Origin of the sequence: Pseudomonas sp. NS1(2017) (genome assembly GCF_002269425.1) — a bacterium.
GTDB classification, from domain to species: domain Bacteria; phylum Pseudomonadota; class Gammaproteobacteria; order Pseudomonadales; family Pseudomonadaceae; genus Aquipseudomonas; species Aquipseudomonas reactans.
This window is the reverse complement of sequence record NZ_CP022960.1, coordinates 6,401,756-6,426,584: the sequence shown is the minus strand read 5'-3', so window position 1 is coordinate 6,426,584 and position 24,829 is coordinate 6,401,756. Positions and strand designations below refer to the sequence as shown.

Here is a 24,829-nt window from a genome sequence, read left to right as displayed (position 1 = left end):
GCAAGATTGGCATGCACCTTGCTATAACCCAGTTAACGAAAAGCAGGTCAGCCCTTAAAGGTTTCCACCATGAGCATCAGCTTCGATAAAGCGCTCGGTATCCACGAACAAGCCCTGGGCTTCCGCGCCCAGCGTGCCGAAGTCCTGGCCAACAACATTGCCAACGCCGACACCCCGAACTACAAGGCTCGGGACCTGGACTTTTCCGCCGTGCTCGCCGCACAGCAGGACAAGACCAAGAACGGCACCTTCGCCTTGAACATGACCAACAGTCGTCATATCGAAGCGCAAGGCCTGAGCAATGGTGACGAGTCGTTGCTGTATCGCACGCCGATGCAGCCGTCGATCGACCAGAACACTGTCGACGCGCAGCTGGAGCAATCGGCTTACGCCGAGAACTCGGTGAACTTTCAAGCCAGCTTCACCCTGCTTAACAGCAAATTCAAAGGGCTGATGTCAGCCCTGCGTGGAGAGTAAGCCATGTCCCTGTCCAGTGTTTTCAATATTGCCGGCAGTGGCATGAGCGCGCAGACCACGCGTTTGAACACCGTCGCCAGTAACATCGCCAACGCCGAGACCGTGTCTTCGAGCATTGATCAGACCTACCGCGCTCGTCACCCGGTGTTCGCCACCATGTTCCAGGGCGGCCAGGCAGGCGGCAGCGATTCGTTGTTCCAGGACCAGGGGGCCGCAGGCTCCGGCGTGCAGGTGCTCGGCGTGGTCGAAGATCAGAGCAACCTTGAAGCCCGCTACGAACCCAATCATCCCGCCGCGAACGAAAAGGGCTATGTCTACTACCCGAACGTCAACGTGGTCGAAGAAATGGCCGACATGATCTCTGCCAGTCGTTCGTTCCAGACCAACGCGGAAATGATGAATACCGCCAAAACCATGATGCAAAAGGTTCTGACCCTGGGTCAGTGATAAGGGGCGCCAAATAATGGCCATCGTTGATACGTCAAAGAACACGCCAGTCCAGGACCTTTTCAATTCCAAGGTCAAGAATGCCCAGGACAACAGCAGCATCAATGACGCTGCCAATAAGGCGACAGGCAAGCAGTCGCTGGGCAAGGATGCGTTCCTGCAGTTGCTGGTCACCCAGCTGAAAAACCAGAACCCGCTGTCGCCGCAAGACAACGGCGCGTTCGTAGCTCAGTTGGCGCAGTTCAGCAGCCTGGAAGGCATCAACACGCTGAACGACTCGGTGAATGCGATTTCCAGTAATTTCAGCTCGTCGCAAGCGCTGCAGGCGTCGTCGCTGGTCGGTCGCTCGATCATCATCCAGACCGACAAGGCCATGGTGGATACCAGCAAGAGCATGACCGGCTCGGTGGACGTCAAGACGGCGACCGGCAACGTCACGGTCAAGATCACCGACAAAGACGGCAACCTGGTGCGCACCATCGAAATGGGTGCCCAGGCTGTCGGTAGCCAGAACTTTATCTGGGATGGCAAGAACGACAAGGGCGAGGTTGCTCCTGCGGGCACCTACACCTTCAACGCCACCACCAAGAATGACAAGGGCGACGCCGTTGCCCTGAATACTTCGCTGCCCGCAACGGTAACGAGCGTAACCCTGAGCAAGACCGGCGGCGAGATGCTGCTGAACCTGGCTGGCGGCATGGGCAGCGTCAAGCTGTCGCAAATTCAGACTATCGGTACATAGAGCCGGCTTAATACGGCAGAGGGAGAGAAACATGTCTTTTAACATCGGCCTTAGCGGCCTCTATGCGGCCAACAAACAACTGGACGTGACCGGCAACAACATCGCCAACGTCGCGACCACTGGCTTCAAGTCGTCCCGTGCGGAATTCGCGGATATCTACGCGGCCTCCAAGCTGGGCACCGGCCAGAACAGCATCGGCAACGGTGTGAACCTGGCGGCTGTGTCCCAGCAGTTCACCCAGGGTGACGTGAACGGCAGTGGCGGTATCCTGGACATGGCGATTCAGGGCGGCGGTTTCTTCGTGCAGAAGGGCAGTGATGGTTCGTTGGAATACACCCGTAGCGGTGCCTTCCGTGCCGACAAAGACGGCTACATCACCAACAACACCGGTACCTCGCGCCTGCAAGGTTATGCGGCGGACGCAGACGGCAAGATCATCAAGGGTGGCCTGACCGACCTGCAACTGAACCTGTCGAACCTCCCGCCCAAGGCGTCCACCAAAGTGGATTCGACCAGTAACCTGAACTCCTCGGAGCCGGTGATCGACCAGGTCGCGAAGCCATTCAACCCGAACGACACCAGCACCTTCACCACTCAGTACAGCACCACCCTGTATGACTCTCAGGGCAACGCGCACCCGATGGTGCAGTACCTGGTGAAAACCGACGGCAACAAGTGGAACGCCTATACCCTGATTGACGGGCGCAACCCTGACGGTTCGCCACCTTTCGGTACCGGTGCGGACGTGAAGGCGCCTGTGCCATCCACCTTGACCTTTGACGGTGCCGGCAAACTCACCAGCGTCGTGACGGGCGCCGTGTCCAACAAGACCTTGACCATCAGCGGTTGGGTCCCTGGCACTGTGACCAATGGCGTGTGGAAGGCAAACGGTGCGACGGCGAACCCAACCGGGATCGCGGTCAACATGGCCAACATCACCCAGTACAACTCGGCCACTTACCGCAACCCACCGGTCACCGATGGCTACGCCACCGGCCAGATCACCGGCCTGAAAATCGACGGCAGCGGCGTCCTGTTCGCCACGTTCAGCAACCAGCAGAGCAAGGCCATCGGCCAGATCTCCTTGGCCAGCTTCAACAACGAACAGGGCCTGCAGCCTGCCGGCGGTACCACCTGGAAAGAGACCTTCGCCTCGGGTCAGCCAGGTTATGACACCCCGCAAGCCGGTACCCTGGGTTCGATCGTGGCCAACTCGTTGGAGAACTCCAACGTCAACCTGACCAACGAGCTGGTGGACCTGATCAAGGCACAGAGCAACTACCAGGCGAACGCCAAGACCATCTCCACCCAGAGCACCATCATGCAGACCATCATTCAGATGACGTGATGCGGTAGCGGTCTACAAGAAGCCCCTCACACGAGGGGCTTTTTTGTGGGCATTGATTGACGGTCTTTGTAGTGAGCGGGGCAAGCCCGCTCACTACAGTGTCAATTCGTGGGCAAAAGAAAACCCCCGCCAAACCCAGGGGGCTTGGCGGGGGTTTCAGATAAGCGCTGTTGGGCGCTTACCGGCTCAGCTTATTGGCAAGCTTCGCAATCCGGTTCATCGATCGCGCAGGCTTTTGGCACTGGCGCCGGGCCGGCTGGCGCTGCAAGCACCGAATCATCACCGTGGTTGCCGCCGCTGGAAACCGCGTTCAGCTTGCCGGTGTTGATGGTCGACTTCTCGGTGCTGGTCGCGGCCAGGGCACGGAGGTAGTAAGTGGTTTTCAGGCCACGGTACCACGCCATGCGGTAGGTCACGTCGAGCTTCTTGCCCGAAGCGCCAGCGATGTACAGGTTCAGCGACTGGGCTTGGTCGATCCATTTCTGACGACGGCTGGCGGCGTCAACGATCCACTTGGTATCCACTTCGAAAGCTGTCGCATAGAGCTCTTTGAGTTCTTGCGGGATGCGCTCGATCTGCTGCACCGAACCGTCGTAGTACTTCAGGTCGTTGATCATGACCGAGTCCCACAGGCCGCGGGCTTTCAGGTCGCGAACCAGGTACGGGTTGATCACGGTGAATTCGCCCGACAGGTTCGATTTCACATACAGGTTCTGGTAGGTCGGTTCGATCGACTGCGATACGCCAGTGATGTTGGCGATGGTCGCGGTCGGTGCGATGGCCATGATGTTGGAGTTACGAATACCTTTCTGCACACGGGCACGTACCGGCGCCCAGTCCAGGGTTTCGTTCAGGTCAACGTCGATGTACTTCTGACCACGGGCTTCGATCAGGATCTGTTGCGAATCCAGCGGCAGGATGCCTTTGGACCACAGCGAACCCTGGAACGTCTCGTAGGCGCCGCGTTCGTCGGCCAGGTCGCAGGAAGCCTGGATCGCATAGTAGCTGACCGCTTCCATGGACTTGTCGGCGAACTCGACCGCAGCGTCCGAACCGTAAGGAATGTGCTGCAGGTACAGCGCGTCCTGGAAGCCCATGATGCCCAGGCCAACCGGACGGTGCTTGAAGTTGGAGTTCTGCGCCTGTGGCACCGAGTAGTAGTTGATGTCGATCACGTTATCGAGCATGCGCACGGCGGTGTTGACGGTACGCTCCAGCTTGGCGGTGTCCAGCTTGCCGTTGACGATGTGGTTCGGCAGGTTGATCGAGCCCAGGTTGCAAACGGCGATCTCGTCCTTGTTGGTGTTCAAGGTGATCTCGGTGCACAGGTTCGAGCTGTGGACCACGCCCACGTGCTGCTGCGGGCTGCGCAGGTTGCACGGGTCTTTGAAGGTCAGCCATGGGTGGCCGGTTTCAAACAGCATGGACAGCATTTTACGCCACAGGTCTTTGGCCTGGATGGTCTTGAACAGCTTGACCTTGCCTGGGTATTCGGTGAGGGCTTCGTAGTACTCGTAGCGCTCTTCGAAGGCTTTACCGGTCAGGTCGTGCAGGTCCGGCACTTCGGAGGGCGAGAACAGGGTCCACTTGCCGTCATCGAAGACACGCTTCATGAACAGGTCAGGGATCCAGTTGGCGGTGTTCATGTCGTGGGTACGACGGCGGTCATCACCGGTGTTCTTGCGCAGCTCGATGAACTCTTCGATGTCCATGTGCCAGGTTTCCAGGTAGGCACACACAGCGCCTTTGCGCTTGCCACCCTGGTTTACGGCTACAGCGGTGTCGTTCACCACTTTCAGGAACGGAACAACGCCCTGGGACTTGCCGTTGGTGCCCTTGATGTACGAACCCAGTGCGCGCACCGGGGTCCAGTCGTTACCCAGGCCGCCAGCGAATTTGGACAACATGGCATTGTCGTGGATCGCGTGGTAGATGCCCGACAGGTCGTCCGGCACGGTGGTCAGGTAGCAGCTGGACAGCTGTGGACGCAGGGTGCCGGCGTTGAACAGGGTCGGGGTCGACGACATGTAGTCGAAGGACGACAGCAGGTTGTAGAACTCGATGGCACGGTCTTCTTTCTGCTTCTCTTCGATTGCCAGGCCCATGGCCACGCGCATGAAGAACACTTGCGGCAGTTCGAAGCGGATACCGTCCTTGTGGATGAAGTAACGGTCGTACAGGGTTTGCAGGCCCAGGTAGGTGAACTGCTGGTCACGCTCGTGGTTGATCGCCTTGCCGAGTTTTTCCAGGTCGAAGGTGGCCAGGACCGGGTTCAGCAATTCGAATTCGATACCCTTGGCGATGTAGGCAGGCAGGGCCTTGGCGTACAGGTCGGCCATTTCATGGTGAGTGGCGCTGTCGGCGACTTTCAGGAAGCCCAGGCCTTCGGCACGCAGGGTGTCCATCAGCAGGCGCGCGGTCACGAACGAGTAGTTCGGCTCACGTTCAACCAGGGTACGGGCGGTCATCACCAGGGCGGTGTTGACGTCGGTCAGGGCCACGCCGTCGTACAGGTTCTTCAGGGTTTCGCGCTGGATCAGGTCACCATCGACTTCTTCCAGGCCTTCGCAGGCCTCGGTGATGATGGTGTTCAGGCGGCCCAGGTCCAGCGGTGCAAACGTACCGTCGGCCAGGGTGATGCGGATCGATGGGTGAGCCTGTACGGTGGCTTCTTCCGCCGGGGAGCGCACAGCGCGCTCCTTGGAGCGGGCATCACGGTAGATCACGTAGTCGCGAGCCACTTTCTGCTCGCCGGCACGCATCAGGGCCAGTTCGACCTGGTCCTGGATTTCTTCGATGTGGATGGTGCCGCCCGAAGGCATGCGACGCTTGAAGGTCGCGGTGACTTGTTCGGTCAGGCGGGCAACGGTGTCGTGGATGCGCGACGAGGCAGCAGCGGTGCCGCCTTCAACTGCAAGAAACGCTTTGGTGATGGCGACGGTGATTTTGTCATCGGTGTAAGGAACGACAGTGCCGTTACGCTTGATCACACGCAGTTGGCCGGGTGCAGTGGCGGACAGATCCAGGTTCGAATCAGCGGCCTGCGGCACGGAGCCTTGCGGGTTCTCGCGAGTTGTGTCGGTTTGCATGGGGGGTTGTCTCCACGTTCTATATTTGATTGCGAGTGCCAGGCTCTTCCTGCAACACCCGTACCGTTTTCCATATCGGGGATGGGAAACAGCTGCCATCCGCGTGAGCGGTTTGGTCTACTGAAAATCGGTTGGTTCCATGCTGCGCTAGCAATAAAACGCTTGAATTTCTTGCCACTTGTGTGGTTGGGCGCTTTCTTCAAAAACCCCACATGTAGGGTCTTCTCCAGTGCCGAGGTACAAGATAATGCGTTTTCGAGGGGTTAGCAACGCAGTAACCTGTGGATAACGCTGTGGGTAAAATGTGTAAGAAAGGTTGAATGGGTGTGTAGGCCGCACTGCTGCTGGATTACGCCGTTTGTCATTAAATGTTTCGGGCTTAAAACAACCTGCCCATTTTCGAAGGGCGCGAACCCTATCACAAAAAACGTGATCACCGAATGGATTTCCCGGCTTGTGTTTGAGGGTTGGCCCATGGCTACAATCGGCCGTATCGGGCAACGCCGTTACCAGATAATGCCCGCCTTTTATGACAGACATTGAGGTCACCCGTGGAGCAAGAAGCGTGGCAGGTATTGATAGTCGAAGACGACCAGCGATTGGCCGAATTGACCCGTGAGTATCTGGAGAGCAATGGCCTGCAGGTGTCCGTGGAAGGCGATGGCGCCCTGGCAGCGGGGCGCATCATCGACGAGCAGCCGGATCTGGTGATCCTCGACCTGATGCTGCCCGGCGAAGACGGCTTGAGCATCTGCCGCAAGGTGCGCGAGCGCTATGACGGCGTGATCCTGATGCTCACCGCGCGGACCGATGACATGGACCAGGTGCTGGGCCTGGACATGGGCGCCGACGACTACGTGTGCAAGCCTGTGCGCCCGCGCCTGTTGCTGGCACGCATCCAGGCCTTGCTGCGGCGCAGCGAACCGGCGGAACCGACTGTCGTGGAGAACCAGCGTCGCCTGCAATTCGGCCCCTTGGTGGTGGACAACGCCCTGCGCGAAGCCTGGCTGAATAATGCCGGTATCGAGCTGACCAGCGCCGAGTTCGACCTGTTGTGGCTGCTGGTGGCCAATGCTGGGCGCATCTTGTCCCGCGAAGAGATCTTCATCGCCCTGCGCGGCATCGGCTACGACGGCCAGGACCGCTCCATCGACGTGCGTATCTCACGCATCCGCCCCAAGATAGGTGACGATCCGATTCATCCGCGCCTGATCAAGACGATCCGCAGCAAGGGCTACCTGTTCGTCCCCGAAGCCGCCGCCGACATGCCGCTGTGAACTCGATCTTTCTGCGCATCTACGGCGGCATGTGCGCAGCGCTGATCCTGGTCGCACTGCTCGGCGTGCTGGCCTTGCACCTGCTCAATGAGGTGCGCAGCGGCCAATACCGCGAACGCCTGGCCCACGGCACCTTCGCCTTGATGGGCGACAACCTGCAACCCATGAGCCCCATCGAACGCCAGCGCGCCCTGGCCGTGTGGGAGCGCTTGCTCGGCATTCCCTTGGAACTGCGCCCCCTGGCCGATGCGCAACTGGACTTGAGCCAGCGCAATCGCCTGCAGCGCGGCCAGGTGCTGGTGGAGCAGACCGGGCCTCACGCCGCGCGGGTGCTGCGCCTGGTCAGTGATCAGTCGCAATTGGTACTCACGGGCGAAGTGCAGCAGATCAGCGAACAGCTGGCGCGCGCAACTATCTACCTGCTCGCCGACGAACTGGTGCGCTTCCCGGTGGCCGAGCAGCCGCAACGCCTGGCGGATTTAAAGGAAGCCAAGGGGTTTGGCTTTGACATGCACCTGATGACCCTTGACCAGGCGGATATGGACGAAGACCAGCGCCGCCGCGTCTCGGAAGGCGACACGGTGATGGCCTTGGGCAAGGGTGGCGACTCGATCCGCGTGTTTGCCGGCATGGTCGGTACACCATGGGTGCTGGAACTCGGGCCGCTGTATCAGATGAACCCTTACCCGCCGCAATGGCTGATCCTGATCGCTTTGATTGGCCTGACCCTGATCGGTTTGATCGTCTATCTATTGGTGCGTCAGCTTGAACGGCGGCTGCGCGGCCTGGAAGCCGCCGCCACCCGCATCGCCAAGGGCAACCTGGAAGTGCGTGTGCCGGCCCGCGGCGCTGACTCGGTGGGGCGCCTGGCCGCAGCCTTCAATGGCATGGCTGAGCACTTGCAGCAGTTGCTGGCGATCCAGCGTGAGCTGGTGCGCGCGGTGTCCCACGAACTGCGCACGCCGGTGGCGCGCTTGCGTTTCGGCCTGGAAATGGTCGGCGATGCCACCACGGCCGAGGCGCGGCGTAAATACCTGGAGGGCATGGACAGCGATATCCAGGACCTCGATGGCCTGGTCGATGAAATGCTCACGTATGCGCGCCTGGAACAAGGCTCGCCGGAGCTGAATTTCCAGCGGGTCGACCTCGATGCGCTGCTCGATCAGGTGATAGGCGAATTATCGCCACTGCGTCCGCAAGTCAACGTGAGCAGGGGTATTTGCCTGTCGTCGGCGCACTGGGACGATGCCTGGGTCGACGCCGAGCCGCGTTACCTGCACCGTGCGCTGCAGAATCTGGTGAGCAATGCGATGCGTCATGCCCAGGGCCAGGTGTTGATCAGTTATCAGGTGGGCCAAGTGCGCTGCCGCATCGATGTCGAAGATGATGGCCCCGGTGTGCCCGAGAGTGCCTGGGAGCGCATCTTCACTCCGTTCCTGCGCCTGGACGACAGCCGCACCCGTGCGTCTGGCGGGCATGGGTTGGGCTTGTCGATCGTGCGGCGGATTATCTACTGGCACGGCGGGCGGGCGTTGATCAGCAAGAGCAACAACCTGGGTGGCGCGTGCTTCAGTCTCAGTTGGCCCAGGGATCAGGAAAAGTCCTAAGCCTGGATGGCTACCAGGCTCAATAACTGCCCATCATTCACCGAAAACTGCGCCATCAGCTCTTTGCCATCGCACCACTCGCTGGACAGATCCGTCAGCAACCGCAGCCGCAACTGGCCCGAGTCAGACCATTCCAGCATTTCGGCATGCTCAAAATAGAAACGCTTCTGCACAATCGGATAGAGCGCCTTGAACAGGCTCTCCTTGGCCGAAAACGTCAATGTCACTAATTGTGCAATCTGCTCCCTCGGCAGGGTGGCCATACGCTGCAGTTCATCCGCCGTCAGGATCTCCCCGGCCAGGCGCTCCGCGCGCTCCAGGCTCAGCACATTCTCCAGGTCCATCCCCAGCCCACGCCATTGCGCCTTGTGCGCGACAATCGCGGCCGCATGCCCGGTGCTGTGGGTGATGGAACCACAGATATGCGCAGGCCACACCGGCGCGCGGTCTTCACCGATCGCTGGAATGTAATTGAGATGATCGAGTTGTTGCAGCGCGGCGCGGGCGCACAGCCGGCCGGCCAGGAATTCGGCCTGACGCTTGGCCACTGAGCGCTGGATGCTGGCCGGTGGTGGCACGGCGCTGCGTTGGAAATCGCCGGCCGTTAACAAGGCCGGGTCAAAGCGCGTGCTGAGAAACACCGTGCCGGGCAAGGATTCGGGCAGCGGCCAATGGGCGTCGAGTGGGGTGCAGCAAGCGGGTAGGGGATTCATGGGCGGTATTTTGCCGAGTTGCTGCGTCAGAGGATAGCCCGCTGTTCAGGGGGAGTTCAGGGGCGCCTGCGTAGTCTGGTTTCAACAGCCAAACGCGTAGAGGTACACACCATGACTGCGATCAAGAAGTTGATGTTGGCGTTAACCATGCTCAGTGCCACCGCTGGGGCCCAAGCGTCTGACGGGGCATTTGCCGCATTTGGCAGTGAGAAAACCAAGAAATCCAGCACCTTGATCCAGCGTGTCAGTTTCGAAGAATCTGCCAGCCAACCCACGCCCTGGGGCCAATCCCTGGGCCTGGCAACCCCGCAGCCAGCCTATCGCGCTGGCTATGAACACCTGACCGGCCAGTTCAATGGCATTAAACTGCGCCCGCAAGACTTGCAGGGCCGCTATGATATCCCTCTGTCGGACAGTTGATTTGCTTTGGAGAGCCTTATGAAATTGCTGGTGGTGGAAGATGAGGCGCTGCTGCGTCATCACCTGTTGACCCGCCTGACCGACAGCGGGCACGTGGTCGAGGCCGTGGCCAATGCCGAAGAGGCCCTGTACCAGACCGGCCAGTTCAACCATGACCTGGCGATCATCGACCTGGGCCTGCCCGGCATGGGCGGCCTGGATCTGATCCGCCAACTACGCACCCAGGCCAAGACCTTCCCGATCCTGATCCTCACCGCCCGTGGCAACTGGCAGGACAAGGTCGAAGGCCTGGCGGCCGGCGCTGACGACTATGTGGTCAAGCCGTTCCAGTTCGAAGAGCTCGAGGCGCGGATGAACGCCTTGCTGCGCCGCTCCAGTGGCTTCACCCAGTCGACGATTGTTGCGGGTCCGCTGTTGCTGGACCTCAACCGCAAGCAGGCGTCCCTCGACGAACAGCCCTTGGCGCTGACGGCCTACGAATACCGAATCCTTGAGTACCTGATGCGCCATCACCAGCAAGTGGTGGCCAAGGACCGCTTGATGGAACAACTCTACCCCGATGATGACGAGCGTGATCCGAACGTGATTGAAGTGCTGGTCGGTCGCCTGCGCCGCAAGCTGGAAGGCCCGGCCGGGTTCAAGCCGATCGACACCGTGCGTGGCCTGGGTTACCTGTTCAATGAGCGCTGCCGTTGATTCGCTCGCTTCGCGTACGCTTGATGTTGGCGGCCGCCACCTTGGCCGTGCTGTTCATGCTGGGCTTGTTGCCGGCGATGCAGGGGGCGTTCAGCCTGGCGTTGCAGGATTCCATCGAGCAGCGCCTGGCGTCGGACGTCACGACGTTGATCTCGGCCGCGCGGGTGGAAAACAACCGCCTGTTGATGCCGGCGCAGTTGCCGGATGAACGCTTCAACCTCACCGACAGCCGCTTGCTCGGCTATATCTACGACCGTGAAGGCCACTTGGTGTGGCGTTCGCGGGCGACCAAGGAAGAAAACATCAACTACAAGCCGCGCTACGACGGGCGCGGTAATGAATTTGCGCGGATCCGTGAGGCCAACGGCCAGGAATTCTTCGTCTACGACGTCGAGGTCAGGCTGCTGGGCGGCAAGAGCGCGGCGTTCAGTATCGTTGCCCTGCAACCGGTGCGCGAATACCAACTGACCCTCGAAGGCCTGCGCGAAAACCTCTACCTGGGCTTTGGCGCTGCGTTGCTGGTGCTGCTGACTTTGCTCTGGTTGGGCCTGACTTGGGGTTTGCAGGCGCTGCGACGGCTGAGCCAGGAACTTGACCAGATCGAAGGCGGCACCCGCGAGAGCCTGTCCGAACAACACCCCCGCGAACTGTTGCGCCTCACCGGCTCCCTCAACCGTTTGCTGCACAGCGAGCGTGAGCAACGAGCGCGTTACCGTGATTCCCTCGACGACCTGGCCCACAGCCTGAAAACCCCGCTCGCCGTACTGCAAGGTGTGAGCGAAGACATGGCCCAGCGCCCGGAAGACCGCGACCAGGCCTGGGTGCTGCAATCGCAGATCGAGCGCATGAGCCAGCAGATCAGCTACCAGTTGCAGCGCGCCAGCCTGCGCAAAAGCGGCCTGGTGCGCCATCAGGTGCGGCTGGAGCCGGTGCTGCAAAGCCTGTGCGATACGCTGGACAAGGTCTACCGCGACAAGCGTGTCACCGTGTCCTTTGAACTGCCGGAAGAGTGCGACGTGCCGATCGAGAAGGGCGCCTTGTTGGAGTTGCTCGGCAACCTGCTGGAAAACGCCTACCGCCTGTGTTTGAGCGAAGTGCGCATCAGCTTCGTGGAGAATCTGGAAGGCAGTGAGCTGTGTATTGAGGATGATGGCCCAGGCGTACCGCCGGATCAGCGTGCAAGGATTCTGCAGCGGGGCGAGCGGCTGGACCGCCAGCATCCGGGGCAGGGGATCGGCTTGGCGGTGGTCAAGGACATCATTGAAAGCTACGGTGCTCGGCTGACCTTGGGCGATTCACCGTTGGGTGGCGCGGCCTTCAAGATTCACTTCCCGGCCTTGTGATATCTATCTGCTATGCCGGCCTCTTCGCAGGCAAGCCCAGACAACACACCTCTAACTCTCCTGCGCGCGATACGCCCCCGGCGTCAGCCCCGTCCACTTCTTGAACGCCCGATGAAACGCCGACGGTTCCGAAAACCCGAGCTGTTCGGCAATCTCCTGCAACGACAAATCCGCTCGGCCCAAATGATAGATGGCGATGTCCCGCCGCAACTCATCCTTGAGCGCCTGAAAGCTGGTGCCTTCTTCACGCAAATGCCTGCGCAAGGTCTGCGGACTGATATGCAAGTGCTGGGCGACGGCTTCCAGGTCCGGCCAGGGCGTGCGATCGCGGCTGAGCAAGCGGCGTAGCTGGCTGCTCAAGCTGTCGCCTTCATCCGGCCGAGAGAGCAAGTCGGCGGGTGAGCGCTCGAGGAAGTGCTTGAGCGTGCGTTCATCCTGCAACAACGGCAGGTTCAAATAGCGCGCGGGAAACACCAGACTGCTGTTCGGTGCACCGAATACCTGGGCACAGGGAAACAGCAGGTCATATTCACCGGCGTGCGCCGGCATTGGGTAGCTGAAGGAGGCTTGATGCAGCCGGATACGTTGGCCGATCAGCCAACTGCCCAAGCGATGCCAGATCACCAGCAGGCATTCACTCAAGAAATGATCCGGGTCCCACAATTGCGAGTCGTCCAGGCTCAAGCGGGCCATTTCGCCTTCGCGTGTCAGCTGCCAGCGCGGGCCTTGTGGGAATAGGCTATAAAATAATAAACCGCGTTCCAGGGCCTTCTCCAGGGTGCGGCAGTGGATCAATGCATGGCACATCATGGCGAAGGTGCCGCGTTTACTCGGGCCGTCGGCGAACCCCAGGTATTCGTCGTCCAGTGCCAGCCACAGCATTTGCAGCAGGCGGGTAAACTGCTCCGGCGCGATGCGGGCGCGGGGTTCGGTCAGCAGTTCCGGGGTGATGCCCACCTGCTGCAGCAAGCCCGAATAGTCATATCCGGCTCGACGCGCCCCGCCGAGGGCCGCCCTGGCGTAGTGACTGGCGATGGTACGTTCACGCATGCGAAGGCCTCGTCCATGGAGGGGCTGATGGTAGTCAGCCCCGAATGCAGTCACAAGGCGGATATCCGCCAAATTGTAGGACGGGATCGGACGAGTGGGCGGAAATCCGCCACCTGTTTTGCCGCGTGGAGGGGCGCGTTGAAACCCGAAGGCCTGATGTCTAAAGGCCTTCAGGGTTTTTAAGCAAAGTGGCACGGCGTTTGCGATAAGGATTACAGCGCAGGCTTGTTCCTACAGGGCTCGCAAACAACAAATCCCTCCAGTGCAGGAGGGTTCGCAATTCAAGTGTCGTGGGCAATGGCGGATCTTTGCCACACGGGACGATTGAGGAACTTTGCAATGACGACTCGTCAGCCAATCTACAAATCCCTGTACTTCCAGGTGATCGTTGCAATCGTTATCGGTATTTTGCTCGGTCACTTCTACCCGCAGACCGGTGTGGCCCTCAAGCCGCTGGGTGACGGGTTCATCAAACTGATCAAAATGGTCATCGCCCCGATCATCTTCTGCACCGTTGTCAGCGGCATCGCTGGCATGCAGAGCATGAAATCGGTCGGCAAAACCGGCGGCTACGCGCTGCTGTACTTCGAAATCGTTTCTACCATCGCGCTGCTGATCGGCCTGATTGTGGTCAACGTTGTGCAACCGGGCGCCGGCATGCACATCGACGTAGCGACCCTGGACGCCTCCAAAGTAGCGGCCTACGTCACTGCCGGTAAAGACCAGAGCATCGTCGGCTTTATCCTCAACGTGATCCCTAACACCATCGTCGGCGCCTTCGCCAACGGCGACATCCTGCAAGTGCTGATGTTCTCGGTGATCTTCGGTTTCGCCTTGCATCGCCTGGGTGCCTACGGCAAGCCGGTCCTGGACTTCATCGATCGCTTCGCCCACGTGATGTTCAACATCATCAACATGATCATGAAGCTCGCGCCAATCGGTGCCCTGGGCGCCATGGCGTTCACCATCGGTGCCTACGGCGTAGGTTCGCTGGTGCAGCTGGGCCAGTTGATGATCTGCTTCTACATCACTTGCATCCTGTTCGTACTGATAGTGCTGGGCGGTATCTGCCGCGCTCACGGTTTCAGCGTGATCAAACTGATCCGCTACATCCGTGAAGAGCTGTTGATCGTACTGGGTACTTCCTCCTCGGAATCCGCACTGCCACGCATGCTGATCAAGATGGAGCGTCTGGGCGCGAAGAAATCCGTAGTAGGCCTGGTGATTCCAACCGGCTACTCCTTCAACCTCGACGGTACTTCGATCTACCTGACCATGGCTGCCGTGTTCATCGCCCAGGCGACTGACACCCACATGGACATCACCCACCAGATCACCCTGCTGCTGGTGCTGCTGCTGTCCTCCAAAGGCGCTGCTGGCGTGACCGGTTCGGGCTTCATCGTACTGGCTGCCACCCTGTCGGCCGTAGGCCACCTGCCGGTTGCCGGCCTGGCGCTGATCCTGGGTATCGACCGCTTCATGTCCGAAGCCCGCGCGCTGACCAATCTGGTGGGTAACGCCGTTGCCACCATCGTTGTGGCCAAGTGGGTCAAGGAACTGGACACCGACAAGCTGCAAAGCGAGCTGGCGTCTGGCGGTACCGGTATCTCGGAAACCCGCGAGCTGGACGACCTGGGCGTGGCCGAAGGCCCTGCACCTGCCGTCAAGTAAGCCGCTGCCGGCGTGACCTGACGCCACAGCAACCCACAAACGCCCCGACTGGTTCGGGGCGTTTGCGTTTCTGGCGCATTACTCTGGCTGCTTTTGTTTTACAGTAAGTGAATCGGTTGTGACGCTTGCAGGAGGTTTTGTGGACAGTGTTGATTTGAATGTCCTGCGCAGCGTGCTCGAATGGCGCCGCGCCGGGCTGCGAGTAGTGTTGTACAGCGTGGTCCAGACCTGGGGCAGCGCACCGCGTCCGCCAGGGGCAATGCTGGCGCTGCGCGGCGATGGCGTGGTGATCGGCTCGGTGTCGGGCGGTTGCATCGAGGATGACTTGATTGCACGCCTGCAGGATGGTCGCTTGCCTGAAGACGGGCCGCCGGTGCAGTTGGTGACCTATGGCGTTACCCGCGATGAAGCCGCGCGCTTTGGTCTGCCATGCGGTGGCACCTTGCGCCTGACCGAGGAGCGCGTGGACGAGTGGGAGTGGGTGTCTGAGCTGCTGGCGCGGTGTGAAGATCACCAGATCGTCGCACGCGAGCTTGACCTGGGCACCGGCAAGGTCACCTTGAGCGGTGCGAGCAAGACGGATGTCGTGACCTTCGATGGCGAACGCTTGCGCGCCATCTATGGCCCGCGCTGGCGCCTGCTGCTGATCGGCGCCGGCCAGTTGTCGCGTTATGTGGCGGAAATGGCGCGCTTGCTGGATTTCGAAGTGCTGATCTGCGACCCGCGCGACGAATTCGTCTACGGCTGGGAAGAGCAGCACGGCCGCTTTGTACCGGGCATGCCCGATGAAGCGGTGCTGAACATACAGACCGATGAGCGCACGGCCATCGTCTGCCTCACCCATGATCCGCGCCTGGATGATATGGCGTTGCTCACGGCGCTGAATTCCTCGGCGTTCTACATTGGCGCGCTGGGTTCGCGGGTCAACACGCAGAAACGTCGGGAAAACCTCGCGGCGCTGGGGTTGTCGACCGAGGCGATTGCGCGCCTGCACGGGCCGATCGGCTTGCATATCGGCAGCCATACGCCCGCTGAAATCGCGTTGTCGTTGATGGCGGAAATTGTCGCCATCAAGAACGGCGTGGCGCCGATGCAGAAGAAGCCGTTACCGGTGGTCGCAGAGTGACAGTTACGGCGATTGTGCTGGCGGCGGGGCAGGGCAGTCGTTTCCGCGCCGAAGCCGGGGCGAACCAGGACAAGTTGTTGGCGGATTGCGTTGGCCTGGACGGCGTGGTGCGGCCGGTGATCGAGCAGGTGCTGCTGAACCTGCCGGAGTGCGTCGTGAAGCGTTGGGTGGTGACGGCACCTGATCGTACGGATGTCATTCGGTTGGCTGAAACCTATGGCTGCGAAGTGCTGCTGCTGCGTTCGGCCGGTATGGGCGACAGTATTGCGGCGGCGGTTGCGGCCAGTGGTGTGGCGGAGGGCTGGCTGGTGGTGCTGGGGGATATGCCGTTTATCCAGTCGTCGAGTATTGAGCGGGTGATCGATGGGCTGGAGGAGGGCGGTATCAGCGTGCCGGTGCAGGATGGGTGCTATGGGCATCCTGTGGCGTTTGGCCAGGCATTGGGGCCTGAGCTGATGGCCTTGACGGGTGATCGTGGCGCCAAGCCGTTGTTTGCTCTGGCGACGGTGCGGGAGGTGCCAGTAGATGACCCCGGCGTACTCTGGGACGTCGACCTGCCGCAATCTTTGAATTTCTCTGCACGCTAATTGTAGGCGCTGGCTTGCCAGCGATTGCGGTGTGTCAGTTAAAGGTGAGTTGGCGGGTATACCGCTATCGCCGGCAAGCCGGCTCCTACAGTTGAATGGGTTCCAAGCCAGAAACCAGTAATCAATAAAAAAGCCCCGCCTGATCACTCAGGCGGGGCTTTTTAGTGGCTGCTGGAATCAGGCGAGAGGTTTGCTCTCGTGTTCTGCTTCCTGTGCCGCGGCAGCAGCTGCTGCGGCTTCAGCTTCCTTGCGACGACGACGCACTTCACGTGGGTCGTTCGGCGCACGGCCGTTCTCGGTCAGGGCGCTGGCCGGGGCGGCTTCAACCACTGGCGCTGCCACTTCGGCAGCTACCGGCGCTTCAACTGCGGGTGCAGGTTCTGCGACCGGAGCAGGCTCAACCACTGGGGCTGGCTCGGCAACCACGACTTCGGCAACCGGTGCTGGCGCTTCTTCTACCGCTGGGGCAGGTTCTGGCGCTTCAACCGGAGCGGCTGGTTCGGCGGTCCATTGGAAGGCGGTTTGTTCTTCGCGCTTTTCTTCGCGAGCATCACGCACTTCTGGAACGGCTTCGACAACCGGTGCTTCAACAACGGCCTCAGGCTCAACCACAGGTGCCGGCTCAACAACCGTCACTTCAACTTCTGGTTGGGTTTCAGGTGCCTGGGCAACTTCCACTTCCGGAACAACCGGCGCTTCGATTGGGGTAGTGGCTTCGACAACCGGTGCCTCTACAACTGGCGCTTCAACTGCAGGCGCTTCAACAACCGGCGCTTCAACCACTGGGGTCTCGGCAGCAGGTGCTTCAACCGCTACGGTTTCTTCAACAGCAGCAGTGGCACGTTCAGCCTGTTCGTGAGCCTGGGCTTCAGCCGGTGCGCTAATGACCGAGCTGGCAACCGCAGCGGTAACGGCCAGGCCGGCAGCCAGTTCGGCGCCAGTCGGTTCGCCGGTAGCGGCTTCTGCGTTCTCGCCGGTCTCTTCCGAGCCTTCGATCACGTTGCCGTTGGCATCACGTTGACGCTCGCGACGGTTGCTGCGACGACGCTGGCCACGGGAGCGGCGGCGTGGACGATCGCCTTCGGCGCCTTCCTGACCGTCTTCCTGCAGTTGCTCTTCGCCGGTCAGCACTTCTTCTTCGCTGGCGGCAGCGGCTTGCTCGGCACGCGGTTGACGCTCTTCACGCGGGGCGCGAGGTTGGCGTTCTTCACGTGGCACACGCTCTTCACGCGGCTGGCGAGCTGGACGCTCTTCGGTAGCAGCAGCGGCGGCACCGGCTACAGCAGGGGCTGCGTCCAGCGGCTCACGCAGTTCGCGCACACGTTCTTCACGCTCGCCACGTGGCTTGCGGTCTTCACGTGGGGCACGTGGAGTGCGCGGTGCGCGCTCTTCGCGTGGTGCGCGTTCTACGGTCGGGGTTTCTTCACGGGCTTCGCGAGGGGCACGTTCTTCACGTGGAGCGCGTTCTTCACGCGGTGCACGTTCTTCGCGCGGCTTGCGCTCTTCGTCACGACGACCATTGCGGTTACGGCTTTGCTGGCGACCGTTGCGACGTTCTTCGTTGCGCGCAGGGCGCTCGGCAGCAGGTTTCTCAACCACAACCGGAGCAGCTGGCTCTTCCTTGGTGGCGAACAGGCTGACCAGCGACTTCACCAGGCCTTTGAACAGGCTTGGCTCAGGCAGGGCGGCCGGTGCGGCAACTGGCGCGGCGACTTCGGTCGGAACCGGTGCGTTGGCGCGGGCCGGCGCGGTCTTGACTGCGGCTTCCTGGCGAACCAGGGTGCGGGTCGCGGCGGCAGGCTGGACTTCTTCCACTTCGGCAGCGGCAGCGGCGATTTCGTAGCTGGACTGGCCGCTGTGGGCTTCCGGGCTGTCGTCACGCAGGCGTTGCACTTCGAAGTGCGGGGTTTCGAGGTGATCGTTCGGCAGGATGACGATACGGGCACGGGTGCGCAGTTCGATCTTGGTGATCGAGTTGCGTTTTTCGTTGAGCAGGAACGCTGCAACGGGGATCGGCACTTGTGCGCGGACTTCGGCGGTGCGGTCTTTCAGGGCTTCTTCTTCGATCAGGCGCAGGATCGCCAGGGACAGCGATTCAACGTCACGGATGATGCCGGTGCCGTTGCAACGCGGGCAGACGATGCCGCTGCTCTCGCCCAGGGACGGACGCAGGCGCTGACGGGACATTTCCAGCAGGCCGAAGCGCGAAATGCGGCCGACCTGTACACGGGCACGGTCAGCTTCCAGGCATTCGCGGACTTTCTCTTCCACGGCGCGCTGGTTCTTGGCCGGGGTCATGTCGATGAAGTCGATCACGATCAGGCCGCCGATGTCACGCAGGCGCAACTGGCGGGCGATTTCTTCAGCCGCTTCCAGGTTGGTCTGCAGGGCGGTTTCTTCGATGTCGCTGCCTTTGGTCGCACGCGCCGAGTTGATGTCGATAGACACCAGGGCTTCGGTCGGGTCGATCACGATGGAGCCACCGGAAGGCAGTTCGACCACGCGCTGGAAGGCGGTCTCGATCTGGCTTTCGATCTGGAAACGGTTGAACAGCGGAACGCTGTCTTCGTACAGCTTGATCTTGCTGGCGTACTGCGGCATCACCTGACGGATGAAGGTCAGGGCTTCGTCCTGGGCTTCAACGCTGTCGATCAGCACTTCGCCGATGTCCTGGCGCAGGTAATCGCGGATGGCGCGGATGATCACGTTGCTTTCCTGATAGATCAGGAACGGCGCGGAACGATCCAGGGACGCTTCTTTAATCGCGGTCCACAGTTGCAGCAGGTAGTCGAGGTCCCACTGCATTTCTTCGCTGCTGCGGCCCAGGCCTGCAGTGCGAACGATCAGGCCCATGTCGGCTGGTGCGATCAGGCCGTTCAGCGCTTCACGCAGTTCGTTGCGCTCTTCGCCTTCGATACGACGGGAAATGCCGCCGGCACGTGGGTTGTTTGGCATCAGGACCAGGTAACGGCCGGCCAGGCTGATGAAGGTGGTCAGGGCTGCGCCCTTGTTGCCACGTTCTTCTTTTTCTACCTGGACGATGACTTCCTGGCCTTCGCTCAGGACGTCCTTGATGTTCACGCGGCCTTCAGGAGCTTTCTTGAAGTATTCGCGGGAGATTTCTTTGAGTGGCAGGAAGCCGTGGCGCTCGGAGCCGAAATCGACAAAGGCAGCCTCAAGGCTTGGTTCGATGCGAGTAATACGGCCTTTATAGATGTTGGCCTTCTTTTGCTCGCGTGCACCGGATTCGATGTCCAGGTCGTAGAGGCGTTGGCCATCTACCAGTGCAACACGCAACTCTTCGGGTTGAGTTGCGTTAATCAGCATTCTTTTCATGTTGTACCGTCGGTTTCCGGGCTGCCGGAAACGGCGTTCGGCACACACGACTTCTCACGGTCGGTGTCAGGTGCGTCAAGAGTGGTTGGCCACTCCAGTGTCCAGCAAAAACCAGCCAATTGGGCCGGTATCGCGACGGACGCGTCCTGCTTGTTAGCGGTGGTGACAAAGGCACCACTTCAACAAAAGCTAAGGTCAGGAGGAGGAATCAACCGGCGACTGTGGACGAGATGAAGCGTCTAAATATAAGCCTAGTGCTACACAGTCCGACGGTTGTGCATCTCCACCCTACACGTATCCCTGATAATTCGGGTGCTGCCGCGCGCAGAATCCGCAGCGGGTTGGCATTTACCGTGTTCTCCAATGGGGAGTCCACGCTCATGGCTAAACAAGACTAGGTGTGGGCGGTTGCGCTCTCACTCAGCTCTTAACAGGCGTTGTTTCCGAAGCATTCGCCGTGGTCTGGTCCAAGACTGACTGCACTTTGTGAACTGGCCGTAAATATCGGCGCAGAACGCGAGTATTCACTCTGCTTTCTGCACTCGCTTCAGGCCTCATGTCACCTGCGCTTGTTACAATCTTGAGCCTTCCAGGGTGGCAAAAGCCCCGTAGGACGGCCTCGCGTCCTGATGAATTGCGATGGTCAGGGCCGGCAGTTTGCCGCAAGTCCTCTGTCCAGGCCGCTTTTGGCGGCGTTCGCGACTATAGCAGCAATGATTAAGTGCTTCAATTCCATAAAAAATTGTTATCATCGCCGCCATGACGACTACCGCCCCCCAGACCCCCAGCGTCCAGCTGCTCGAGGTCTCGCCGGAATATGCCGGCCAACGCATCGACAATTTTCTCCTGGCCAGGCTCAAAGGCGTGCCCAAGACCTTGATTTACCGCATCTTGCGTAAAGGTGAAGTGCGGGTGAACAAGGGTCGGATCAAGCCCGAGTACAAGTTGCAGGCGGGCGATATCGTCCGTGTGCCGCCGGTTCGCGTGCCGGAGCGTGACGAGCCTGTGCCCTTGGCGCAAGGGTTGTTGCAACGCCTGGAAGCCTCGATTGTCTTCGAAGACAACAAGCTGATCGTGATCAACAAGCCTTGCGGTATTGCGGTTCACGGCGGCAGTGGGCTGAATTTCGGTGTGATCGAAGCCTTTCGTCAGTTGCGCCCGGACGCCAAGGAGCTGGAGCTGGTCCATCGCCTCGACCGCGACACCTCTGGCCTGCTGATGATCGCCAAGAAGCGCAGCATGTTGCGCCACCTGCACACCGCCCTGCGTGGCGATGGTGTGGACAAGCGCTACATGGCGCTGGTGCGCGGCAACTGGGCCAGTTCCATCAAGAGCGTCCGTGCGCCGTTGCAGAAGAGCAACCTGCGTTCCGGCGAGCGCATGGTGGAAGTGGACGAGGAGGGCAAAGAGGCCCTGACCCTGTTCAAGGTGCTGCGCCGCTTCGGTGACTTCGCCACTATGGTTGAGGCCAAGCCGGTGACCGGCCGCACCCACCAGATTCGCGTGCATACCCTGCATGCGGGCCACTGCATCGCTGGCGATACCAAATACGGTGACGAGGATTTCTCCAAGGAGATCCGCGACCTGGGCGGCAAGCGCCTGTTCCTGCACGCTTACATGCTCACCGTGCCGCTGCCCGATGGTGGCGAGCTGAAGCTGCAGGCGCCGGTCGATGAAATGTGGGCCAAGACCGTGGAGCGCTTGAGTGTCGCACCTTGATTACAAACTGCTGATTTTCGATTGGGACGGCACCCTGGCCAACTCCATTGGCCGGATTGTCGAGTCGATGCACGCGGCGTCGACCCGCTCGGGCTACGCGCTGTGCACCGACCATGCGGTCAAGGGCATTATCGGCCTGGGCCTGCCTGAGGCGATTCGTACCTTGTACCCCGAGATCAGTGACGCCGAGCTGGTCACCTTCCGTGACCACTACGCCGATCACTACATCGCCCTGGAGGCCACGCCTTCGCCGTTGTTCGACGGTGTGGTGCAGTCTCTGGAGGCGTTTCGCGCCGAGGGTTATCAGCTGGCGGTCGCCACCGGTAAGGCGCGTCGCGGGCTGGATCGGGTGCTCAAGGCTCATGGCTGGGAAGATTATTTCGATATCACTCGCGCCGCCGATGAAACTGCCAGCAAGCCTCACCCTCTGATGCTGGAGCAGATCCTGGCCCATTGCGGCGTGTCGCCACGCCAGGCCTTGATGGTGGGGGATGCTTCCTTCGACCTGATGATGGCGCGCAATGCGGGCATGGATAGCGTGGCGGTCAGCTACGGCGCCCAGGCTGCCGAGGCCTTGCAGCAATACGAGCCGCGTCTGACGATCGATCATTTTTCCGAATTGCAGGCCTGGCTCAGCCGGGCCCGATAAGTCTTTGCTGGGGTGGATGGCATGAGTGACGAGTGGAAAGCGCCCGAAAAGGCTGAAAGCAGTGATGACAAAAGCTGGAAGCTGCTGGAAAAAACCCTCCTGGCCAGCGTTCAGGAGCAGCGCCGTGCGCGGCGTTGGGGGATTTTCTTCAAGCTGCTGACGTTCGTCTGGCTTATCGCCATGCTCGCATTGTTCAGCCCGCTGATGGACATGGAAAAAAGCGCAACCCGTGGTGCCAACTACACCGCCCTGATCGAAGTGCGCGGCGTGATTGCCGACAAGGAGTCCGCCAGCGCCGACAACATCGTCAGCAGCCTGCGTGCCGCATTTGAAGACCCCAAGGTCAAGGGTGTGATCCTGCGCATCAACAGCCCAGGCGGCAGCCCAGTGCAGTCCGGCTATGTGTACGACGAGATTCGCCGCCTGCGTGGCCTGCACCCGGATACCAAGCTGTATGCGGTGATTTCCGACCTGGGGGCTTCGGGTGCCTATTACATCGCCAGTGCTGCTGACCAGATCTACGCTGACAAGGCCAGTCTGGTGGGTTCCATCGGTGTGACGGCGGCCGGTTATGGGTTTGTCGGCACCATGGAGAAGCTCGGTGTGGAGCGCCGCACCTATACGTCGGGTGAGCACAAGTCGTTCCTGGATCCGTTCCAGCCGCAGAAGGCTGACGAGACTCAGTTCTGGCAGGGCGTGCTCGACACCACCCATCGTCAGTTCATCGCCAGCGTGAAGCAGGGGCGTGGCGATCGTCTGAAGGACAAAGATCATCCGGAGTTGTTCTCCGGCCTGGTGTGGTCGGGCGAACAAGCGTTGCCGCTGGGCCTGATCGACGGCCTGGGCAGTGCCAGTTCGGTGGCGCGGGATGTGATTGGCGAGAAGGAGCTTGTGGACTTCACGGTTGAAGAATCGCCGTTTGATCGTTTCTCTAAGCGGCTCGGTGCCAGCGTGGCGGAGAAGCTGGCCTTTTACATGGGCTTCCAAGGCCCATCCCTGCGCTGAAATACCCTGTAGGAGCCGGCTTGCCGGCGATAGCGATGGGTCAGCCGGCATTGGCGGTGGCTGATCCACTGTTATCGCTGGCAAGCCAGCTCCTACAGTGGTTTTGTGGTGTTCTCAGGGAATTTGCACGCCTTCGGCGAGCAGCATGTCGACCAGTCGTATCAGTGGCAGGCCCACTAAGCTGGTCGCGTCCGGCCCTTCGGTGCTCTGGAACAGGCTCACACCCAATCCTTCTGCCTTGAAGCTACCTGCGCAGTCATACGGCTGCTCAATCCGCAGATAACGCTCGATGCGTTCAGCGTCCAGTTCGCGCATGTGCACGGTAAAGGGTACGCAGTCGACCTGGCAGTGCCCCGTCTCGCTGTTCAGCAGTGCCAGCCCGGTGAGGAAGCTGACGTGCTTGCCGCTGGCCGCCAGCAATTGCTCGCGAGCGTTCTCGAAGGTGTGCGGTTTGCCGATGATCCGGCCATCGAGCGCCGCGACCTGGTCCGAGCCTATAATCAGGTGCCCAGGATGGCTGGCGGCGAGGGCGCGGGCTTTCTGTTCGGCCAGGCGCTTGACCAGTTCTACGGCGGGCTCATTTTCATGGTGGCTTTCGTCGATATCCGGCGAGCTGCAGATGAACGGCAGGTGCAGGCGGCTCAGCAATTCCCGGCGATAAACCGAGCTGGATGCGAGTAATAAAGGCAGCATGGGCGTCTCCTCAGGGCAGCCGGGGATTCTAGCGGGGCGACCGGCTGACGCACAGGGCTGAATTTCCTTTGACATGGCTGGGTGCATCCCTATAATGCTGCGCCTATGTTGAATGACCCGATTCCACCTCACGTTGACCCGCGCAAATTGGCTGATCGTGGCACTTCCCTTCAAGGTGAGTTGCTGCTGGCCGATTTGGAGAGACTCTGCGACCCGCTTTCCGACACTGTCGGTACGGTGCAGGCCAAATTCGTTTTTGAACGAGATGAACGTAAGTCTGTGGTAATCCACAGCTTTATCGACACCGAGGTCAAAATGGTTTGCCAGCGTTGTCTTGAGCTGGTCACCCTGCCGATCCACAGCGAGTGCAGTTATGCTGTGGTGAAGGAGGGTGCGAATACCCAGTCGTTGCCGAAAGGTTATGACGTGCTGGAACTGGGCGAAGATCCTTTGGATCTGCATGCACTGATCGAGGAGGAGCTTCTGCTCGCCTTGCCCATTGTGCCTGCTCATCATCCGGAAGAATGCCAGCAGCCGGCGGGTCTCGATGACGAGCCCGAACCGAGCGAGGACGAGGTAACGCGGTCCAACCCGTTCAGTGTATTGGCGCAGTTAAAGCGTGACCCAAACGTTTAGGAGTTAATCAATTATGGCTGTTCAGCAGAACAAAAAATCCCGCTCTGCCCGTGACATGCGTCGTTCGCACGACGCCCTGACGGCGAGCACTCTGTCTGTAGAAAAAACCACCGGTGAAATTCACCTGCGTCACCACGTATCGCCAGAAGGCGTATACCGTGGTCGTAAAGTGATCGACAAGGGCGCTGACGAGTAATC

Annotated in this window: 22 protein-coding genes; 17 read left to right on the top strand and 5 right to left on the bottom strand. The window is 60.5% G+C overall.

The genetic code is table 11. The features are described 5' to 3' along the window. Positions 1-69 precede the first annotated feature (69 nt). Genes flgB through flgE form a run of 4 tightly spaced genes read left to right on the top strand, consistent with a single transcriptional unit; the run spans position 70 to position 3,014 of the window. On the top strand, positions 70-477 hold the full coding sequence (gene flgB / locus CI807_RS29855) for a flagellar basal body rod protein FlgB (protein WP_010208346.1): 408 nt from the start codon (positions 70-72) through the stop codon (positions 475-477). 3 nt (positions 478-480) lie between these two features. After that, positions 481-924: a flagellar basal body rod protein FlgC gene (gene flgC, locus CI807_RS29850; RefSeq protein WP_010208347.1), complete on the top strand. Its 444-nt coding sequence runs from the start codon at positions 481-483 to the stop codon at positions 922-924. 16 nt (positions 925-940) lie between these two features. Further along, complete coding sequence (flgD, locus tag CI807_RS29845) at positions 941-1,666, top strand: flagellar hook assembly protein FlgD (protein WP_016979772.1); 726 nt, start codon at positions 941-943, stop codon at positions 1,664-1,666. A gap of 31 nt (positions 1,667-1,697) precedes the next feature. Next, a complete protein-coding gene (gene flgE / locus CI807_RS29840) occupies positions 1,698-3,014 on the top strand; it encodes a flagellar hook protein FlgE (RefSeq protein WP_095017309.1) in 1,317 nt (438 codons plus the stop codon). Between the two features lie 191 nt (positions 3,015-3,205). On the opposite strand, the gene CI807_RS29835 is transcribed toward flgE, so the two are convergent. Further along, on the bottom strand, positions 3,206-6,103 hold the full coding sequence (locus CI807_RS29835) for a ribonucleoside-diphosphate reductase subunit alpha (protein ID WP_095017308.1): 2,898 nt from the start codon (positions 6,101-6,103) through the stop codon (positions 3,206-3,208). A gap of 551 nt (positions 6,104-6,654) precedes the next feature. On the opposite strand from CI807_RS29835, the gene CI807_RS29830 reads away from it, so the two are divergent. Beyond that, positions 6,655-7,380: a response regulator gene (locus CI807_RS29830; protein ID WP_095017307.1), complete on the top strand. Its 726-nt coding sequence runs from the start codon at positions 6,655-6,657 to the stop codon at positions 7,378-7,380. Next, entirely contained in the window at positions 7,377-8,987 is a 1,611-nt protein-coding gene (locus CI807_RS29825) for an ATP-binding protein (RefSeq protein ID WP_095017306.1), read from the top strand. The genes CI807_RS29830 and CI807_RS29825 overlap by 4 nt, the downstream gene beginning before the upstream one ends. Here CI807_RS29825 and CI807_RS29820 read toward each other — a convergent pair. Next, complete coding sequence (locus CI807_RS29820) at positions 8,984-9,700, bottom strand: 4'-phosphopantetheinyl transferase (RefSeq protein WP_095017305.1); 717 nt, start codon at positions 9,698-9,700, stop codon at positions 8,984-8,986. The genes CI807_RS29825 and CI807_RS29820 overlap by 4 nt on opposite strands. A 111-nt stretch (positions 9,701-9,811) precedes the next feature. Between CI807_RS29820 and CI807_RS29815 the strand changes: the two genes are divergently transcribed. Genes CI807_RS29815 through CI807_RS29805 form a run of 3 tightly spaced genes read left to right on the top strand, consistent with a single transcriptional unit; the run spans position 9,812 to position 12,159 of the window. Next, complete coding sequence (locus CI807_RS29815) at positions 9,812-10,120, top strand: hypothetical protein (protein WP_095017304.1); 309 nt, start codon at positions 9,812-9,814, stop codon at positions 10,118-10,120. 18 nt (positions 10,121-10,138) lie between these two features. Continuing rightward, positions 10,139-10,816 (top strand): response regulator transcription factor, encoded by a 678-nt coding sequence (locus CI807_RS29810; RefSeq protein WP_016973689.1) that lies wholly within the window; start codon positions 10,139-10,141, stop codon positions 10,814-10,816. Further along, positions 10,813-12,159: an ATP-binding protein gene (locus tag CI807_RS29805; RefSeq protein WP_095017303.1), complete on the top strand. Its 1,347-nt coding sequence runs from the start codon at positions 10,813-10,815 to the stop codon at positions 12,157-12,159. The genes CI807_RS29810 and CI807_RS29805 overlap by 4 nt, the downstream gene beginning before the upstream one ends. Positions 12,160-12,210: 51 nt before the next feature. Here the strand turns inward: CI807_RS29805 and CI807_RS29800 are convergent, their stop codons facing one another. Then, on the bottom strand, positions 12,211-13,209 hold the full coding sequence (locus tag CI807_RS29800) for an AraC family transcriptional regulator (RefSeq protein ID WP_095017302.1): 999 nt from the start codon (positions 13,207-13,209) through the stop codon (positions 12,211-12,213). Positions 13,210-13,548: 339 nt separating this feature from the next. Between CI807_RS29800 and CI807_RS29795 the strand changes: the two genes are divergently transcribed. From CI807_RS29795 to CI807_RS29785, 3 genes are all read left to right on the top strand, one after another. After that, the gene (locus CI807_RS29795) at positions 13,549-14,880 is read left to right on the top strand and encodes a dicarboxylate/amino acid:cation symporter (RefSeq protein ID WP_016979762.1); all 1,332 of its coding nucleotides are present in this window, start codon (positions 13,549-13,551) and stop codon (positions 14,878-14,880) included. Between the two features lie 139 nt (positions 14,881-15,019). After that, a complete protein-coding gene (locus tag CI807_RS29790) occupies positions 15,020-16,006 on the top strand; it encodes an XdhC family protein (protein ID WP_095017301.1) in 987 nt (328 codons plus the stop codon). Beyond that, positions 16,003-16,593, top strand: a complete 591-nt coding sequence (locus tag CI807_RS29785; RefSeq protein ID WP_095017300.1) for an NTP transferase domain-containing protein — start codon at positions 16,003-16,005, stop codon at positions 16,591-16,593. Before CI807_RS29790 ends, CI807_RS29785 begins: the two co-directional genes overlap by 4 nt. A 177-nt stretch (positions 16,594-16,770) precedes the next feature. On the opposite strand, the gene rne is transcribed toward CI807_RS29785, so the two are convergent. Further along, entirely contained in the window at positions 16,771-19,920 is a 3,150-nt protein-coding gene (gene rne / locus CI807_RS29780) for a ribonuclease E (RefSeq protein WP_177409610.1), read from the bottom strand. Between the two features lie 768 nt (positions 19,921-20,688). Here rne and rluC point away from each other — a divergent pair. Genes rluC through CI807_RS29765 form a run of 3 tightly spaced genes read left to right on the top strand, consistent with a single transcriptional unit; the run spans position 20,689 to position 23,302 of the window. Then, a complete protein-coding gene (gene rluC, locus CI807_RS29775; RefSeq protein WP_033901273.1) occupies positions 20,689-21,648 on the top strand; it encodes a 23S rRNA pseudouridine(955/2504/2580) synthase RluC in 960 nt (319 codons plus the stop codon). Beyond that, the gene (locus CI807_RS29770; protein WP_095017298.1) at positions 21,635-22,297 is read left to right on the top strand and encodes an HAD-IA family hydrolase; all 663 of its coding nucleotides are present in this window, start codon (positions 21,635-21,637) and stop codon (positions 22,295-22,297) included. Before rluC ends, CI807_RS29770 begins: the two co-directional genes overlap by 14 nt. A 21-nt stretch (positions 22,298-22,318) precedes the next feature. Continuing rightward, the gene (locus CI807_RS29765) at positions 22,319-23,302 is read left to right on the top strand and encodes a S49 family peptidase (protein ID WP_016979756.1); all 984 of its coding nucleotides are present in this window, start codon (positions 22,319-22,321) and stop codon (positions 23,300-23,302) included. A gap of 114 nt (positions 23,303-23,416) precedes the next feature. Here CI807_RS29765 and CI807_RS29760 read toward each other — a convergent pair whose 3' ends face one another. Then, positions 23,417-23,995: a nucleoside triphosphate pyrophosphatase gene (locus CI807_RS29760; RefSeq protein ID WP_095017297.1), complete on the bottom strand. Its 579-nt coding sequence runs from the start codon at positions 23,993-23,995 to the stop codon at positions 23,417-23,419. Positions 23,996-24,100: 105 nt separating this feature from the next. Between CI807_RS29760 and CI807_RS29755 the strand changes: the two genes are divergently transcribed. Together CI807_RS29755 and rpmF are read left to right on the top strand one after the other, a co-directional pair. Beyond that, positions 24,101-24,631 carry a YceD family protein gene (locus CI807_RS29755; protein ID WP_010566563.1) on the top strand — a complete coding sequence of 177 codons (531 nt, stop codon included), beginning with the start codon at positions 24,101-24,103 and terminating at the stop codon, positions 24,629-24,631. Between the two features lie 13 nt (positions 24,632-24,644). Continuing rightward, the gene (gene rpmF, locus CI807_RS29750; RefSeq protein ID WP_008152339.1) at positions 24,645-24,827 is read left to right on the top strand and encodes a 50S ribosomal protein L32; all 183 of its coding nucleotides are present in this window, start codon (positions 24,645-24,647) and stop codon (positions 24,825-24,827) included. Positions 24,828-24,829 lie beyond the last annotated feature (2 nt).